Below are 15,696 nucleotides of genomic sequence, written 5' to 3'. Positions count from 1 at the left end.
AAATTTTCAGTTAGACAAATATTTAAAGGTAAGAAATTATATGGTTTCAAAATTATTAGGAGCGATAGACTTTCAGTCCACTGTCGCGATCGCCACTAAATCTATTGTATTTATAGATCCCACTGTAGAAGACTATCAGATTCTTGTTCGTGGAACAAATCCCAAGATTAAAATTGTGACCCTGGATACATATCGCGACAGTATCAAACAAATCACATAAACTTTAATTCGCAACCAGGGAGTAAAAACTGTTCATATAGTTTCTCATGGTGTGCCGGGATGTTTATATTTGGGCAATAGTCAATTAAGTATTAATACTATAAACAATGATTATGCTCAAGAGTTAGAAAATTGGTCAGTTACTAATATATTGCTTTATGGTTGTAATGTAGCTGCAGGAGATGCTGGTGCAGAATTTTTAGAAAAGTTGCATCAACTCACAGGTGCAAATATTGCTGCTTCGGCAAGGCCAACTGGTAATGTTGCTTTGGGTGGTGACTGGGAGTTGGAAGTTATACCATGCATGAAAAAAGAATGTTACGAATAATAAGTGTGATTAAAAGGCAGGTGCAGGAGATGTCCCTTTGACAGAAAAGAGAATTTATGACCTAAAAACTGGTATTGAAACCATTCCCGTGTGACTCGGTCCGACTGAGTTTCCTTCCTGGGAAGGGCAGGGGTGGGTTGGTTTAGGGGTGGGTTGACTTCTAAGAAATACCCGAGCTATTTGTAGCAAACATTTATCAATTTGGTATTAGATGATCATACAAACATTCTCCAAAAGTTAGATGTAGATTTGTTCAAATTTGAACTATAACCTGGAGATACAGTCAGGTTTAACTTACCAGAAAGGCGAGATGAATCTGATACTTTCATTGCTGACACTCAAGTACAACTTTTTGATGCTGATGGTACTCAACTTAACTGGGAACCAGATGGCTCTGAATACGGTCAGTTTACTGCCGAAAATGCTGGTACATTCTATCTAGGTATTAGTGATTCTGGAAATAGTAGTTACGATCCTACTATTGAAGGTAGTGGTACAAACAGTTATAATTATGTTGAGGGTGGCAATTACCAGTTAACTATTGAAACAACTTCACAAAAACTTATGTCTAAAACAATTCTGTACGACAACACTACTGTTACCCCAGATGATAGTCAAGCAACTACTAATGGTGCTTGGTTTGATTTTGATAAGAGGTTAGCTTCTAATCCTTTTTCGTCTGGTGATGCAGAACAATTTGTCAATGGTACAAATACAGGTACAATTCTGAATACTACAGGCGGCGGAGCAAATCAGACCGATGGTAGTAATAACGATAATACAGCAGGTTACAGTAATTACTCATTAGTAGGGTTTGGTTTCTCTGAAGTTAGAAATGATTTTCCTAAACTCAATGCTGATAATGGCTACACCCTGAGCTTCACTCTTCAAGTAATAGATGAACAAAATACTAATGAAGATATAGATGGGGATGGTAAAAACGATCGGGCAGGTTTCAGTGTCAGTGTGGTTAGCGAAGATACATCAGAAGCGATCGAAATTAGCTTTGAAGAAGACCAGATTTGGGCACAAGGTATAGACCCCAATGCAGATGCAGCTAGCTTTAATTCCCTCATCCAAGCTGAGGTCGTTGATTTTGTTACTACTACTCAAGTCAACTACGATCTAGAAGTATCAGGTCAGGATAATAAATATTATCTATTTGCTGATGGCGAACTAATACTAGATGGCGATTTACGAGATTATTCTGCGGTTAATGCTTCTGGTTTACAGCCTTATGACAATTCTAGCCAGATTAGTTTAAGCGATCGAACAGACGATGCTCGCTCAATAGTTGAATTATCTGAAATTAGTGTTACAAATCCCAGTGCAACTCCCACAGATTTATTTATCTCAGAATATGTAGAAGGTAGCAGCAACAATAAAGCGATCGAGCTATATAACGGTACGGGAAGCGCGATAGATTTAACTGACTATACTCTAGAGTTTTACAGTAATGGCAATACAACTCCTGGCACGAGTATTGATTTATCAGGAACAGTAGCTAGCGGTGATGTATTTGTGTTAGCTGACGTTGATGCTGATGCAACCATTTTAGCACAAGCAGACCAAACAAGCGCGTCTACCTTTTTTAATGGTGATGATGCCATTGTATTGAAAAAGTCTGGTACTGTTCTTGATGTTATTGGACAAGTTGGAACCGATCCTGGTACTGAGTGGGGTAGTGGAAATGTATCAACTCAGAATAACACTTTGCGTCGCAAACCTAGTATTAACAGTGGAGATACTAACGAAACAGATGCTTTCGATCCATCAACTGAGTGGTATGGTCTTGCTACAGATACTTTTGATGGATTGGGGGTTTATCGGGGAAATATTACTGCTCCTAGTGATACTACTGCTCCTAGTGTTACTACCTTCACTCCTGCTGATGATGCGACAAGCATTGCTGTCGGGGCAAATTTAGAGATTCAATTTGATGAGGATATTGTTAAAGGCACTAATGGCGATATTGTTATCAAACAAGCTTTCAATGACCAAGTTTTTGAAACCATTAATGTTACTTCAGCACAAGTTGAGATTAATGCTAATACTGTAACTATTGATCCTAGCTCTAATCTCGATCCATTAACTGAATATTATGTAGAAATTAGTTCAGGTGCATTTCAAGATACATCAGAAAATGATTACCAAGGAATTTCTGACACAAATACTTGGAACTTTACCACCGCAGGAGAAACTATAGCTATACGACGAGGAAATCAAATCCTTATTGATGATGACAGTGATGGTACAACAGACCGCACCCTAATATATGGAAGCGGTGCAGAAGAAGACCAATATTTAGTGGGTGATTGGGATGGTGATGGTACTGATGAAATTGCTGTACGTCGTGGAAATGCGATTCACTTCGATAACGACAGTGATGGTACGATAGACGATACCTTATTGTATGGCACTGGTGCAGGAGAAGACCAATATCTCTCAGGTGACTGGGATGGCGATGGCATAGATGAAATTGCTTTGCGGCGTGGAAACGTAATGTTCTTAGATGATGACAGTGATGGTACAACAGACCGCTATCTACCTTATGGCACTGGTGCAGGAGAAGACCAATATCTCTCAGGTGACTGGGATGGCGATGGCATAGATGAAATTGCTTTGCGGCGTGGAAACGTAATGTTCTTAGATGATGACAGTGATGGTACAACAGACCGCTATCTACCTTATGGCACTGGTGCAGGAGAAGACCAATATCTCTCAGGTGACTGGGATGGCGATGGTATAGATGAAATTGCCTTGCGACGTGACGATAAATTCTTGATGAATTATGATACTGATGGCACACCAGATCGATATTTAGTTTATGGGTTAGGAAATGCAGAAGATGAATACTTGATAGGAGTTTTTTCAGACACTGTAGTGTAGTCTAATTTGATATAAAAAGGGATATCTTTTGACTTTAATTAAGCTCATGGATATCCCTTTTTAGCTGAAAACTATTGACCAATAGTTACCCGTATCTAATTTTCCAAAGATTTTAAGATAGACTTTAAAGTTTCTGAAAAAAATTCGGGAGAACATTCAGTTTCAACTCGCGCCATGGCATTTTTTCTAAGTTTATTCCACAAAGCTGAATCTTGATAAAGTTTGATACATTGTTGAGCAAAATCTACATTATTATCACCAACTAATAATTCTGTTTCATTTTTCCATCCTAACTGTTGAGCAATTAAAGATGTAGTCACAATAGGTAAACCATAAGCTGCTGCTTCATGTACTTTATGAGGAATTCCTGCTGCATATCGAGTGGGAGCTACAAATAATCTCGCCTGATTATAAAATGGTGTTAAATCATCTACTTTTCCTAAAATTTTGATTGATTGATTGTTTAAATTATTTACTTTTTGTTCAATTTCTTCTACAGTATTATTCCCAATAATTATCAATTCCACTGTTAAACCAAGTTGCTCTTGAATCATCGGAAATATTTCCGAAGTTAGCCATAAAATAGAGTCAGCATTAGGAGATTCTTTTTCATATATTGAACCAACAAACAGTAAATTTTTTCTTTCTGCAAAAGTTTTAGGAGTAGGATTAATTGATAGAGAATGACCTAATAAACTGACATTAGTATAACCTTGTGCAATAAACTGTTGTTGTTCTTGGGAGGAAACAGTAATAATATGATGGCTATTTTTTGCTAGCTTAATTTCTTCTTTAATGGCTGTTTGACGTTCTATTTCCGTAAAAGTAATTTGATTTAAACGTTTATATTCATAGTCTCGAATACTAAATATTGCTTCAGCATCATAAATAATTTTGGCTGATTTGAGAATATTTTCTTTAGCTAAAATAGAGTTTAAATGTTTAATATTATGGGGACGACTAATCAAAACTAAATCATAATATCCTTTGCGTTCTTTTAAAAAATCTTCTAACATAATTAACCCATATCCCCGCATAACTTCAACAGTTTGGGGAATATTACAATAAATAGTTGACCAATCTTCGAGATGACTGAGGTCTCCTGGATAAAGGGTGACAAAATAGCCTAATTTAACAAGACTACAGAGAATAGAATGACTGCGGGTATAACCCGAACCTAACCAAGGATGAGGAATTCTATCATCAATAAATAATATGCGTTTTGGTTTTTCTCTAGCTTGAGTTCGAGCAAATATTAAATTCTTCAGTTCAGTAGAATATTGAGACGAAAACCAGTCTTTGTGTTTTTGTTGAAATATCTTTTGATTTTTTTCCATCAGAGCGATCGCCTGTTTGCTGGAACCTGTATTACTGGAACTAGCAAACTCATAATGGAGAATATTTACATTCGGGTCATAAATAATTTTTTTCCCTAATTTTTGCAGTCGCACAGAATAGTCAGTTTCCTCAAAATAAGCTGGTTGATAATCTTCATCAAACCCTCCTAACTGTACAAATAAATCCCGTCGAGTTAAGAAAAAAGCTGCGGAACAATAATCAACAGTACGTTTAAATTGATATTCTGGTAAATTGGGTGAGTTTCCGCGTCCATATCCTAAGCAAGTTCCATCTTGCCAAATAATACTTCCTGCTTCTTGGAGGGTGCCATCGGGAAGGATGAGTTTTCCACCTACTGCACCAATATCATTTGAGGATTTAATTGTGTCGAGAGCGGAGGGGATGCTATTGCCGAGAATTTGAGCATCATTATTCAAAAATAGCAGATAGTTTCCTTGGGCAATTTTGCTACCTTGGTTACATCCCAGGAGATAGTGCAGATTTTGATGATTGAGGATAATCTTTGCCCCGTTTATCTGTTGTAGCAGTTGACGGGTGGTATCAGTGGAGTTGTTATCAACTAATATCAGTTCAAAAGATTGAAAGGGGTTTCTCAAAAGGGAGTATAAGCAACTTAAGGTAACTTCTGCTCGGTTATAGAGAATAATAATGATGCTGATTTCTGGATTTTCAACCAGGGGAAAATTTAGTTGAGAGTTGGTATTGAGGAAACTATCAAGAGTGATTTGATTAAGAGTATCAAGAGTTTGTTTTGCTTGGTCTAGTTTGGGAGTTTGGGGGAGAGATGGGGATAGGGATATTAAGGTGGAGGGAACAGATTGAAAACTTTCTGCTAAGGGATGGTTTGGTTGCAGTTGGAGAACTTTTTGATAGGCGAGTTGAGAGTGGTCAAAGAATCCTTTTCTGGCAAAAGCTTTTCCTAAACCCAGGTAAATTTCGGCATCATTGGGAGAAATTTCTAACGCTTGATAATACCTTTGTAGATCGTCTGGGTTTTGTTGAATTTTCTGTTTGTAATAGTTAAGCAGATTAGCTTTTTCTACTTTTGCTTGTTGTTGTAGAGCATCCCCGATTTTTTGATGTATTCCTGGAAGGTTGGGGTTGAGTTCGAGAGCGTTTTGGTAAGAGGCGATCGCTTCTGACCATTGTTCTTTTTTCGCGAGAGTTTCTCCCAGTTGATCATAAGATTCAGCAGAAGTAGGTTCAAATTTCATAGCATAGCTAGGTATTATAATGGCAAAAAATTTTTGTTATTTCTTGAACTGCAAGGGTTTACTTAACTAATAATCAAGACTAATTGAATGGTAATCGCTTTCTATCCCAAGTTATATTTTCCTTCACTATCTTTGCTGGAACTCCTGCTACTATAGTGTTTTGGGGAACATTGTTTGAAACTAAGGATTTAGCTCCGATTACAGAGTTACTACCAATTGTTACTCCTTTTAAAATTGTACAGCCTTGACAAATACATACATGACTACCTATTTCTATATTTTCAGGTGGATTAATTCTTTTGCCAGATTCTAAATCTAGAATACTATGTACATCACTTACATTCATATAAATATCACCTGAAAACATACAATCATCTCCTATACTTATTTTTCCAGATTCATGTAAGAATATTCTAACTCTCATCATAGTTGTATTTTCCCCTATGCTAATAGATGTAGAATCATTTAAACATCTGAATTCCCCTCCAAGAATACAATTTTTTCTGATTATGATAGAAGACTTATTACCATTAATTTCAACTATAGATTTATTGATTTTCACATTTTTACATATCTCTAAATAATTGTTATTTCCACAAATTATAATTTGAGCATTTGAATTTAATTCCACTTCGCTATCAATCAATATTTTATTACTAAGTCCTTTGTTTAAGACCTCTATCATTTTGTTGCCTTTTCCTAAAACTTACAAATTCACGCTTCAAACAACATATTAAGTAGTCATCATCAACATCTCATATCATTTCTCCAAAGTTATGCTACAATTATAACTTTTCTGGCTTTGGTGATTTCTTAACTCCTAATTAAAGAGCATTTTATCTTTGACAAATTTAGATTTCATATTTTGCTTGTTGTTGTAGAGCATCCCCAATTTTTTGATGTATTCCTGGGAGGTTGGGGTTGAGAAAGTAAATAAAAAAGTTGAAACTCTTGCCTGTGGCCTGTGGCCTGTGGCCTGTTGCCTGTTGCCTAAAAAGCAGTCAAATTTTTGCCACGAATAAAATAGGATTGCTATACCTTTTGACGTCATTAATGTAGAGGAAAAAAATTTTTATAAAGTAAATTATCCAATTTACAAAATTGTTCTATTTGTTGAATAACATTTTTATCTGCTCCTAGCTCTTTCAATTTTTCTAGTCTATCTTTACCTTCTATAGTTTTATTTTGATTAACTAAGTAATTTTGATAATTCAAACTTTTTGTAGACGTAATTTCTGATAAATCTTTTTCAAGTCTATCTTGCCAATCATTAATATGATATACTTTATCTAAAGTGGAAATATTTTCTAACGCTAATTTAAGAACATCTTCTGTATCTTTCAATGTCTTAGCAAAGATAAGATTTTTTAATTTAGAACGCCCATTATAACTTCTACCTGCAAAATAATAAGTATAAAAGTTATCATAATGATCATCTATAAAATTTCTAATAGATGTTTTTGGATTTACAAAATAATCATAAGGGGAAAGGGTAAAAGCCGCCTTTAGACCTTGTTTTTCACTTACTTCTAACTCTTCTTGACTAAGTTTATTCGCCTCTTTTCTCAGATAGAAATAAAAAGACAAAATACGCTCACGAGGTTCTCTTAAAACAGTAAAAGTAAACTTAGGACCTGGTAAGTTATCAAAAATACACCAATCAAAATGTCCTGAAAATGCTTGGTATTTATCCATTTCTTGCTTTGAGTAAGATAATAATTGATTGTTTACCCTAGCAGGACAAACTTTATCTTTTCCCAAAAAATTAATTAATAATTGATGGACTGATTGACCAGCAGTTTTTGGTATATGCAAAAAAATTATTTTCATCTATCTAAAAGTCCCTAAAAAAACTTTATTGGTTTGGTATGCTTCCTGATACTTTTTTAACTCTTCAACTTGCTCAACTGCTTTATTAATATCTTGAAAATCTATTTTTCCCAATTGCCAAGGAGAAAAATTCCACCACTGCAAAGCTTCCAAACGAGGAATTAATTCTTCATCTACCCTATATTTTTTCACAACAGCAGGGTTACCAGCAACTACAGCATAAGCTGGAACATCTTTAACAACAACAGCTCTAGCGGCAACAATTGCACCATTACCTATAGTAACACCAGCACGAACATAGGCTCCATGACCTATCCAAACATCATTACCTATGTTAGTTATTTTAACTTTAGTTCCAGGAACTTTTCCAACAAAATGAGAAATATATTGATGATATGATGTTGACTCGTCAAAAGAATGACCTACATCAAACAATTTTTCTGGTAGATATTGGAAGGGACTTGTGCTTAACCATGTAGTGGGATGATCCTGTCTTCCTATTTGTACATCTTCACCTATGGATGTATATCTACCTATTCTAGTAGCAAAGGAAAAACCACTAACTTGATAACTAAAAGCACCTAAATCTAATGAGTATTCAATACTGGCAAACTTCACACTACAAGGAGGTTCAAACCAACAGGAATTTGGCAACAAAAAAGTATTTGGACGTAATATTTCTACTCCATATTCTCTAAGTTTAGTTTTTAACTTTTTGGTAATTTCAATTTTCATAAATATCTATTTTAGAACAAATAATAACTATTCAAGAATGACTGTGAATAATAGTTGCCAATATTAACAGTATCTTCTTGCTCACGACATTGACTAGCAAAACTATATAATGCCTCAACCAAAGAAGCAACATTAACATTTGGCTCAATTAAATAACCTACTCCTAGCTTGCGAACCCTTTCACCTACTGCTCCTATATCAAAAGCAAAAGGATATAAACCATTTTCTAATGCTTCACTAAGAGTATAGCAATAAGTTTCTGGCCATGTACTAAAGAAGGCAGCAAAATCTAATTTACTTTTACTAATTAACTCATTTAGTTCTTCTGGTTTATAAGATCCATAAATAATAACATTTGACAATTTTTCAAATAAACTATTCTTTGCCGTTGTACCAATGACAATAAATTCAATGTTCTGCTTAATTTTATCAGCATAACTGGCACAATTATAAAGAGTATTTAGACCTTTGATTTCTGATATACCACCGATCAAACCTATTCTAACAATTGATTTATCATCATTTTGAGAGCGTAAAGTAACACTTTGCCTTACTTCAGGATGATATCTTAATGTGAACTCTAATTCAGGAAAATATTTGCTCATTCTTGTAGCCAGATATTGGCTGGGAACAAAGATTTTTCTGGCTGTTTTTAATAAATTTTCTGAGTTGGAACGCCAGATTTCCATACTGTCTATTTCTTCATATAATTTTTGTAGATTGTTATGGGCACCATGTTCCTCAATACATAATTCACATACTTTAACAGGTGGTTCTTGACAATATTTACCTTCCTTCTGACTCAGAGTCACTCTAGGACAAATTGAGGCATAATCATGGAGAGTAATGTCATAGCTAAGAGCTAACCCTTTCAATAATTTATCAAGAAAATTTTTAGAAAAACCTATTGTATGGTGAATATGAACATGAAATACTCCTAAATTTTGTAAATCTTGAATTAAAGTTTTCGCCTCATTATTCAGATTATATCTTGCTAATAAATCTAACTTTGGATAAGTTAATTCCACCCAATCTTTTGATTCAGAATCAGGCTTAAGAATTAGACTAATTATATTTTCTGATTCTAAAAGAAAAACTAAATCTTGCAAATGTGTTTCAGTTCCACCTCCTAAGTTATGATTAATCATTAAAATCAAGCTATTGCCACAACGTTTTAACCTTTCTAAATCAATATTTCTCCGTGCAGTAGCAAAAGGATCTGATTTAATAAATTCTTGAATAACTAAATCATATTCAGGATATTTTTCAGCAATTAATTTCATACTACGATTGATTAAATTAATCTTATCACCAACAAAAGATTGACTGCCAACGTGCTGAATAAATACTCCTGTTGCTGCAATATGTCGCCAACCTAAATCTAGAGCGCGTTGACACCAGTCTACTTCTTCTCCATAACCTTTTCCCCATGTTTCAGCATCAAAATAACCAACTTCTCTCAAAGCATCACGGCGAATGTACAAACAAAAACCATGACCTGAAGGAACTTCAATCGTCACATTTTGATTAACTTGCCGACATATTTGAGCTAATTCTTCTAAAGTCAAATCTTTAGGTATATCTTCAGTTTCTTGACAATTAATAGGATAGCTAAAAATTGTTGCATTATTGCTAAAAGGTGTACATGTAGCAATTCTATCCTCTTTATAGACTGCTTCTCGTAAATAGTCTAGCCAATAATCTGTTACATAAGCATCTGAGTTGAGCAAAACAACATCTGAGTTTGTATCGGACATCATGCCATTATTAACAGACCTGACAAAACCTTCATTTTCAGCGTTTTTAATCAATTTTATTTGACCTGAATTAGCTAATTCATCTAAATAAGTATGAATTTCTGGTTCAGGACTACAGTCATTAATTACTGTGATTTTATATGGACGGTTTCGCTGAGATTTAATTACCCTTTCTAAACATTGTTGCGTTACTTTTAAATTTCTATATACTGGGACAATAACATTTAATGGAGCCTCTTGTTTTACCGATCGCCACAATGATAATTGGTGATATGTTTTGGCATTAAATAATTGTTGTTCATTTTCTTGTTGATGTCGTGTGAAATTCTTTAAATTCGGAAATACGACTTTAGTGAGCCATTGTTTTTCACCATCTGTTAAGAAATCAAATCCCGATACTTTTTGGTTCAATAGTGAAATGGTGTGAGTTTTTGCTTCTTGTGAAATTACCATAATGGGAGTATTAAGGATTGGCAAATAAGAATCTTTTAAAGTCAATACTATTTCACTGCCTTGCAACCTTTCCTCAGATAAATTCACAAAAAAGCCCAATTTAGAAAAATCAAAAATTTCTCCTACATCATCTCTTTGTAAATTGGCTACAATTGACTGATACTTTAAGCCATTAAGATAAATATCTAGTTCTAAACTATTCTGAGGTGAGTTAATATCAACTATCCAACCTTCTATTCGTGTATGATCGGCAAAATCAATATTTCCCTTGATGTGCAAACTAAAATTTCTCTGGGATATTATTTGTTGATTATCTAAACTTTTTATTTCTAACTTATGCTCTTTTCCATCCAAATATTCATCAGGTATAGTAAATTCAAAACCATATTTACTTTTTTCTAGATCATTGATTTTCGATTTATTATAATCATTACAAATAATTTTGCTGATTTTTCGACGATCAATGTATAGATTTATTGTTAATATTTTGGTTGAACCTTGCTGTTTAAATATCCAACCTTTAATACAATTTCCTATACATTCTTCATAAATTAAACTAATAAGTTTTTCATCAATAGCCACTGTTTCTTCTTGGTTCTCAGTTGCGATTTTTTCTTGAGCTAAATTTCTGTATTTTTGCCAGTTTTCTGTAGTTTTTTCAGTATGACTTAATTTTGAATTCTCTACCTCTATCTTCAAAACACCTGAATGTATTTTTAGTGCTTGTTGGCAAGCTGCAAATACAATTGCATTTTCCTCTATTTTAACTAAATTAGGTTGAATTTGAAGTGCCTTTTGATAAGCATCAAAAGCTTTTTGATACTCCCTCTTATCATACCAAGCATTTCCTAAACCTATATACAATTCAGCATCATCAGGCTTAATTTCTAATGCCTTTTGATAACTTTCTACATCTGTCGGGTCTTTCTCAATCGCTTGTCGATAACAACTTAATGCTTGCTCTAATCTTCCTTTAACTTGCTGATGCAATGCTTGATTTAATTTTTCCCCTAAAGTCGAGGAAAAATTAGGTTGAATTTCCATGAATTGACGATAAGTAGCGATCGCCTCTTCCCAATTCCCCAACTTTACCAATACATCCCCTAAATTATCATAAGTCCAAGCAAAGTCAGGATTTAATTCTATTGCTCGACGATAAGCACTAACCGCCTCTTCCCACTTTTCTAACTTAACTAAAACATCTCCCAAGTTATTATAAGACCAACAAAAATCTGACTTTAATTCTATAGATTTATGATAATTAATAATCGCCTCTTCTAACTCTCCTATTTCTGGCAACAAATTCCCTAGTTTATGATATACTTCCCACAATTCTGGGTTGATTTCAACTGCTTTTTTATAAACATTTATTGCTTCTGTTTGATCTCCTGTTTCTACCAAAGCATCACCTAAAAAGTGGTAAGCATCTGCAAAATTTTGTTCTCTTTCAATTGCTTGACGATAAGCAGTGATCGCCTCTTTCCATTCTCTCTTTTTTGCTAAAGCTTTACCTAAGCTGAAATAAATTTTTGCCTGTTTAACATTCATTTTTTGCTGTTTAGTGGGCGAGACAATTTTTTTTGAAGTTTCCTCCATTACCTACTCCTGTCTGATATATATACATCAGTAATACAGCTATTTGCAGAGATAATCAGTACAGTAACAAAAGTGAGTAAAAAAAATTTTATTTGCTCAAAGGAACACAACTGAATACCTAATATCATCTTCGTTTAATTAGTTATACTAAAGTTCTTAGGTGGTAGGTCGTAGGTGTAAATTCAAGCTCTAACACTGGAAACCGAGCACAAATTTGGGATCTTCCTTCCAGATAACTTCAATAGAACATTTTTATTATACTTAATCATCCGGACATGGTATAATTCTGACAACTTGGTTACTGCTTCAAAGTTTATGGGAACAAATCTGCGGATAAATGCTTTTAGTTCCTAACGTAGATGCTTGATGGGATTAAATTCTGGTCAATAGGGAGATAGATACACTTATTTACAATTTTTGGCGTTGCTGATTTGAGGTATGAAATTCAACTAGTGGTAAATTTTCAGCCAAAACAATACTGCAAATTATACCTATTTCTTCCTAATTTAATCACCGAAAAACTTGTTTCTACCTACTGTGGTGACTCGGTCCTCCTGACTCAGTCCTCGGTCTTCCTGTAAAATCATACATTTATTCAGCAACGCCCAATTTTTATATGGGTGGTTGATTCAGGCTTATTTTAGAGGGTTTGAACTGTAAATATGCGAGAGAGAACTAATCTACTACCGCTCCAGGCGATCATTTGAGACCTAATTCTTCTTGGATAAATTGTTAAAAACTTTCTCCATTCATTTAATATTCTTACTATTTAACCTAATAGTTCTGCAAAATGCTGTATTTTGCCATAGGTAGGATGATCGAACAGTAGTTAGATAGGATTAATTATACCAAATTCAAAAAAGATAGTTATACTAGAATCAGAACAAAACTGTTAAGAGATTTGCAAAAGACAACGGGAAGCAAATGTAGAAATGGCTGTTTGTTGAAACACAATTATCTAGTTGACAGAACTCTGCTAAGTCAATGATAGAGGCATTTTAGTCTCATATAAAAGCGCTGTAATATTTTTAACCAATGATACAACCAATTGATTATCTTTCTCCTGATGTACCCCTGGAACTGCCTTGGTACAAACTGCCAATTGTCATCGCTACACCTGAGTCACTCAAAGGTTATGGACAACTGGTAGATGATTATCGAAATTTTCCCATTGAAATTGTTACTTGGCCTGCTCAAGGTTGGCGTTCGATAGATGTAGATACAGGTAATCAAGGTGGTACTACTGCAGGTAATTTTGATGTGTGGTGGGAAGGAGATTTTTTGTATGGTAGAAATCAAGCGGTGAACGATCAATATTTATTTGGTTGGTCAAAAAATCCTGGGGAAGCTCAAAAAATTCCCCAGGAAAAATTAGATCGTTCTTGTGTTTTGTTATGGCATACAAATTATCATCCAGACAGTGGGCAATTATTTTTCCCTCTGAATAGTTCGCCATTTGTTGTACCTTTAGCTTTACCTGGTGATGATGTGAAACCAGAAGATTTTAAAGCTTTTTATTTTGATGGCACTCGGGGACTATATATACATCCTAATATTTGGCACGAAGGAATTTTTCCACTAACTTCAGAAGCTAGTTTTTATGATTGCCAAGGCAAGGTTCATGCCAGAGTTAGTTGTAATATTGCTCAAGAGTTTGGTTTGTTTCTTTCTGTACCCTTAAAAAAATTAGATAATTAATTTTATAATAAGTATTTTGACTTAGTTACTTTTCTTAATATTATCGGTCAGACTAATGAAAATATTTTGCTTGAAAAAGGTGGGGTTAATAGGCGATCGCTCCAATAATCATATTTATTAGAATAAAGTTTTTACCTCGATCCCCTATCTGATAACCCTCTAATCTCTAGCCAAGTTTCTTAATTCTATTTGGAATCCAGCTCAATGCTAAGTAAATTAATCCCAAATAAACTGTAGCTGTTAGTAAAATGTAAAACCCATCAAAGTCTATCATTATGGATACCCCCTAGCTGTAATTTTTTTCTCTCTAATACTCTTATTATTGTTTTCAAGATCATGACATCTCCTAATTTAGTACCTCAATAGGGTGAAACCTGGAACTACCAGTTGGGTTAATCCGATGCCATCAACCATTTATTGCCTGTCTCTTAACAAAATGCGCCCTAGTATACATTTCCAATTTTTATTGGTAATTAATACCATATACTAATCCTAACATAAATCATTTTTTTGAGAAACAGACCGCTAAAGTTTTTCTACAAATATCTAAAATATAACCAAATAAAGACTATAAAAATATAAATCATAAAAAAAAGTTATATATTTGAATGTTGATGTAGAGAATTCGATCTTATATATTCAGCTATGAGGATTCTTGATGATGTTTTTTCAGAGGTTGTATCTGGCCTAAAAGTTGTTGAGCAGTTCTGATGAACTTTTAATCTCAGAGAAAAGAGTATAATTATTGTTTTTAATATAGATAAATGAGATAAATCCAAGTATAACTACTTAGTAATAAGTTTATTAATATTTAAAATATCTGAAAACTTTTTTGTGAAAGTCTTTAAGATTACATATTGTCCAACTAAAAATGAATATACATCTCAAATGGTATCAATGTCTGGGACCGGCGTTTTTTGACTAGGAGTCAGGAGGACTGAGGACCGAGTCAGGAGATCAGGGGAAAGCATAAAGGAAAAAGGTGGAAAAATACTCCCCATCTCCCTAACTCTCCATCTCTTTTTAAATAAATCTCAAATGAGTTCTATGTGACTAGAGCGATCGCATTTTTATCAGCTCAAATACAATTGCTAAATAACTAGACTTCAACTTAATATCTGAAAGAGGTTGAGTTAATTTTAATTAAAATAAATGCAAACAGAAGTAAGATTGAGAGTAGCAGTATTGGGGTTATTCGTCGCAGACAATCAAGTTTTGTTGTTGCATCAAATGACAGACCCAGAACCTAATTGTTGGGACTTACCAGGAGGGGGACTGCAACCACAAGAGACCCTGATGGAGGGACTAGCGCGGGAAATTAGAGAAGAAACAGGAATTACTGATTTTCAAGTAGAGCGACTGCTAACAATAGCAGAGAATTTTTTTCCTCAAGGGGAGGGGAAGGTACTTCATAGTTTAAATATTATCTATCAGTGTAGGGTGGAACCGAAACCAACTAATCTTAGTAGTGACGATCCAGAAGTAGGACCTTTGGGTATTCAGTGGTTGGCGATCGCGACTCTGACACCGCAGATGTGTTCAAATAGAGTTTGGGCAGCATTACAAGCAGCAGGTTTGGTGTAAATTTGAAAGGAAGAGGGAAGAGGTTCAATAATGG

At 34.4% G+C, this 15,696-nt stretch carries 8 protein-coding genes and 1 pseudogene; 4 read left to right on the top strand and 5 right to left on the bottom strand.

Going from position 1 to position 15,696, the window contains the following annotated elements:
• Nucleotides 1-40: 40 nt before the first annotated feature.
• Together F6K18_RS02950 and F6K18_RS02945 are read left to right on the top strand one after the other, a co-directional pair.
• Nucleotides 41-547, top strand: a pseudogene (locus tag F6K18_RS02950) (DUF4347 domain-containing protein).
• A 564-nt stretch (nucleotides 548-1,111) separates the two neighbouring features.
• Nucleotides 1,112-3,436, top strand: a complete 2,325-nt coding sequence (locus F6K18_RS02945; RefSeq protein WP_287518498.1) for an Ig-like domain-containing protein — start codon at nucleotides 1,112-1,114, stop codon at nucleotides 3,434-3,436.
• A gap of 95 nt (nucleotides 3,437-3,531) precedes the next feature.
• Here F6K18_RS02945 and F6K18_RS02940 read toward each other — a convergent pair whose 3' ends face one another.
• From F6K18_RS02940 to F6K18_RS02920, 5 genes are all read right to left on the bottom strand, one after another.
• Nucleotides 3,532-6,009 (bottom strand): glycosyltransferase, encoded by a 2,478-nt coding sequence (locus F6K18_RS02940; protein WP_287518496.1) that lies wholly within the window; start codon nucleotides 6,007-6,009, stop codon nucleotides 3,532-3,534.
• A gap of 79 nt (nucleotides 6,010-6,088) precedes the next feature.
• On the bottom strand, nucleotides 6,089-6,694 hold the full coding sequence (locus F6K18_RS02935; RefSeq protein ID WP_287518494.1) for an acyltransferase: 606 nt from the start codon (nucleotides 6,692-6,694) through the stop codon (nucleotides 6,089-6,091).
• A gap of 365 nt (nucleotides 6,695-7,059) precedes the next feature.
• Nucleotides 7,060-7,839 carry a sulfotransferase family 2 domain-containing protein gene (locus F6K18_RS02930; RefSeq protein ID WP_287518492.1) on the bottom strand — a complete coding sequence of 260 codons (780 nt, stop codon included), beginning with the start codon at nucleotides 7,837-7,839 and terminating at the stop codon, nucleotides 7,060-7,062.
• On the bottom strand, nucleotides 7,840-8,574 hold the full coding sequence (locus F6K18_RS02925) for a CatB-related O-acetyltransferase (protein WP_287518490.1): 735 nt from the start codon (nucleotides 8,572-8,574) through the stop codon (nucleotides 7,840-7,842).
• Between the two features lie 11 nt (nucleotides 8,575-8,585).
• Nucleotides 8,586-12,380 carry a tetratricopeptide repeat protein gene (locus tag F6K18_RS02920; protein ID WP_287518489.1) on the bottom strand — a complete coding sequence of 1,265 codons (3,795 nt, stop codon included), beginning with the start codon at nucleotides 12,378-12,380 and terminating at the stop codon, nucleotides 8,586-8,588.
• Between the two features lie 1,035 nt (nucleotides 12,381-13,415).
• On the opposite strand from F6K18_RS02920, the gene F6K18_RS02915 reads away from it, so the two are divergent.
• Nucleotides 13,416-14,078 carry an ureidoglycolate lyase gene (locus F6K18_RS02915; RefSeq protein ID WP_124145749.1) on the top strand — a complete coding sequence of 221 codons (663 nt, stop codon included), beginning with the start codon at nucleotides 13,416-13,418 and terminating at the stop codon, nucleotides 14,076-14,078.
• A gap of 1,152 nt (nucleotides 14,079-15,230) precedes the next feature.
• Nucleotides 15,231-15,662, top strand: coding sequence for an NUDIX domain-containing protein (locus tag F6K18_RS02910; RefSeq protein WP_287518488.1), 432 nt, complete (start codon nucleotides 15,231-15,233; stop codon nucleotides 15,660-15,662).
• The last annotated feature ends 34 nt before the right edge of the window (nucleotides 15,663-15,696 follow it).

Origin of the sequence: Okeania sp. SIO2C2 (assembly GCF_010692625.1) — a bacterium.
Classification (GTDB): Bacteria; Cyanobacteriota; Cyanobacteriia; order Cyanobacteriales; family Microcoleaceae; genus Okeania; species Okeania hirsuta.
This window is presented reverse-complemented; position numbering and strand designations above follow the sequence as displayed.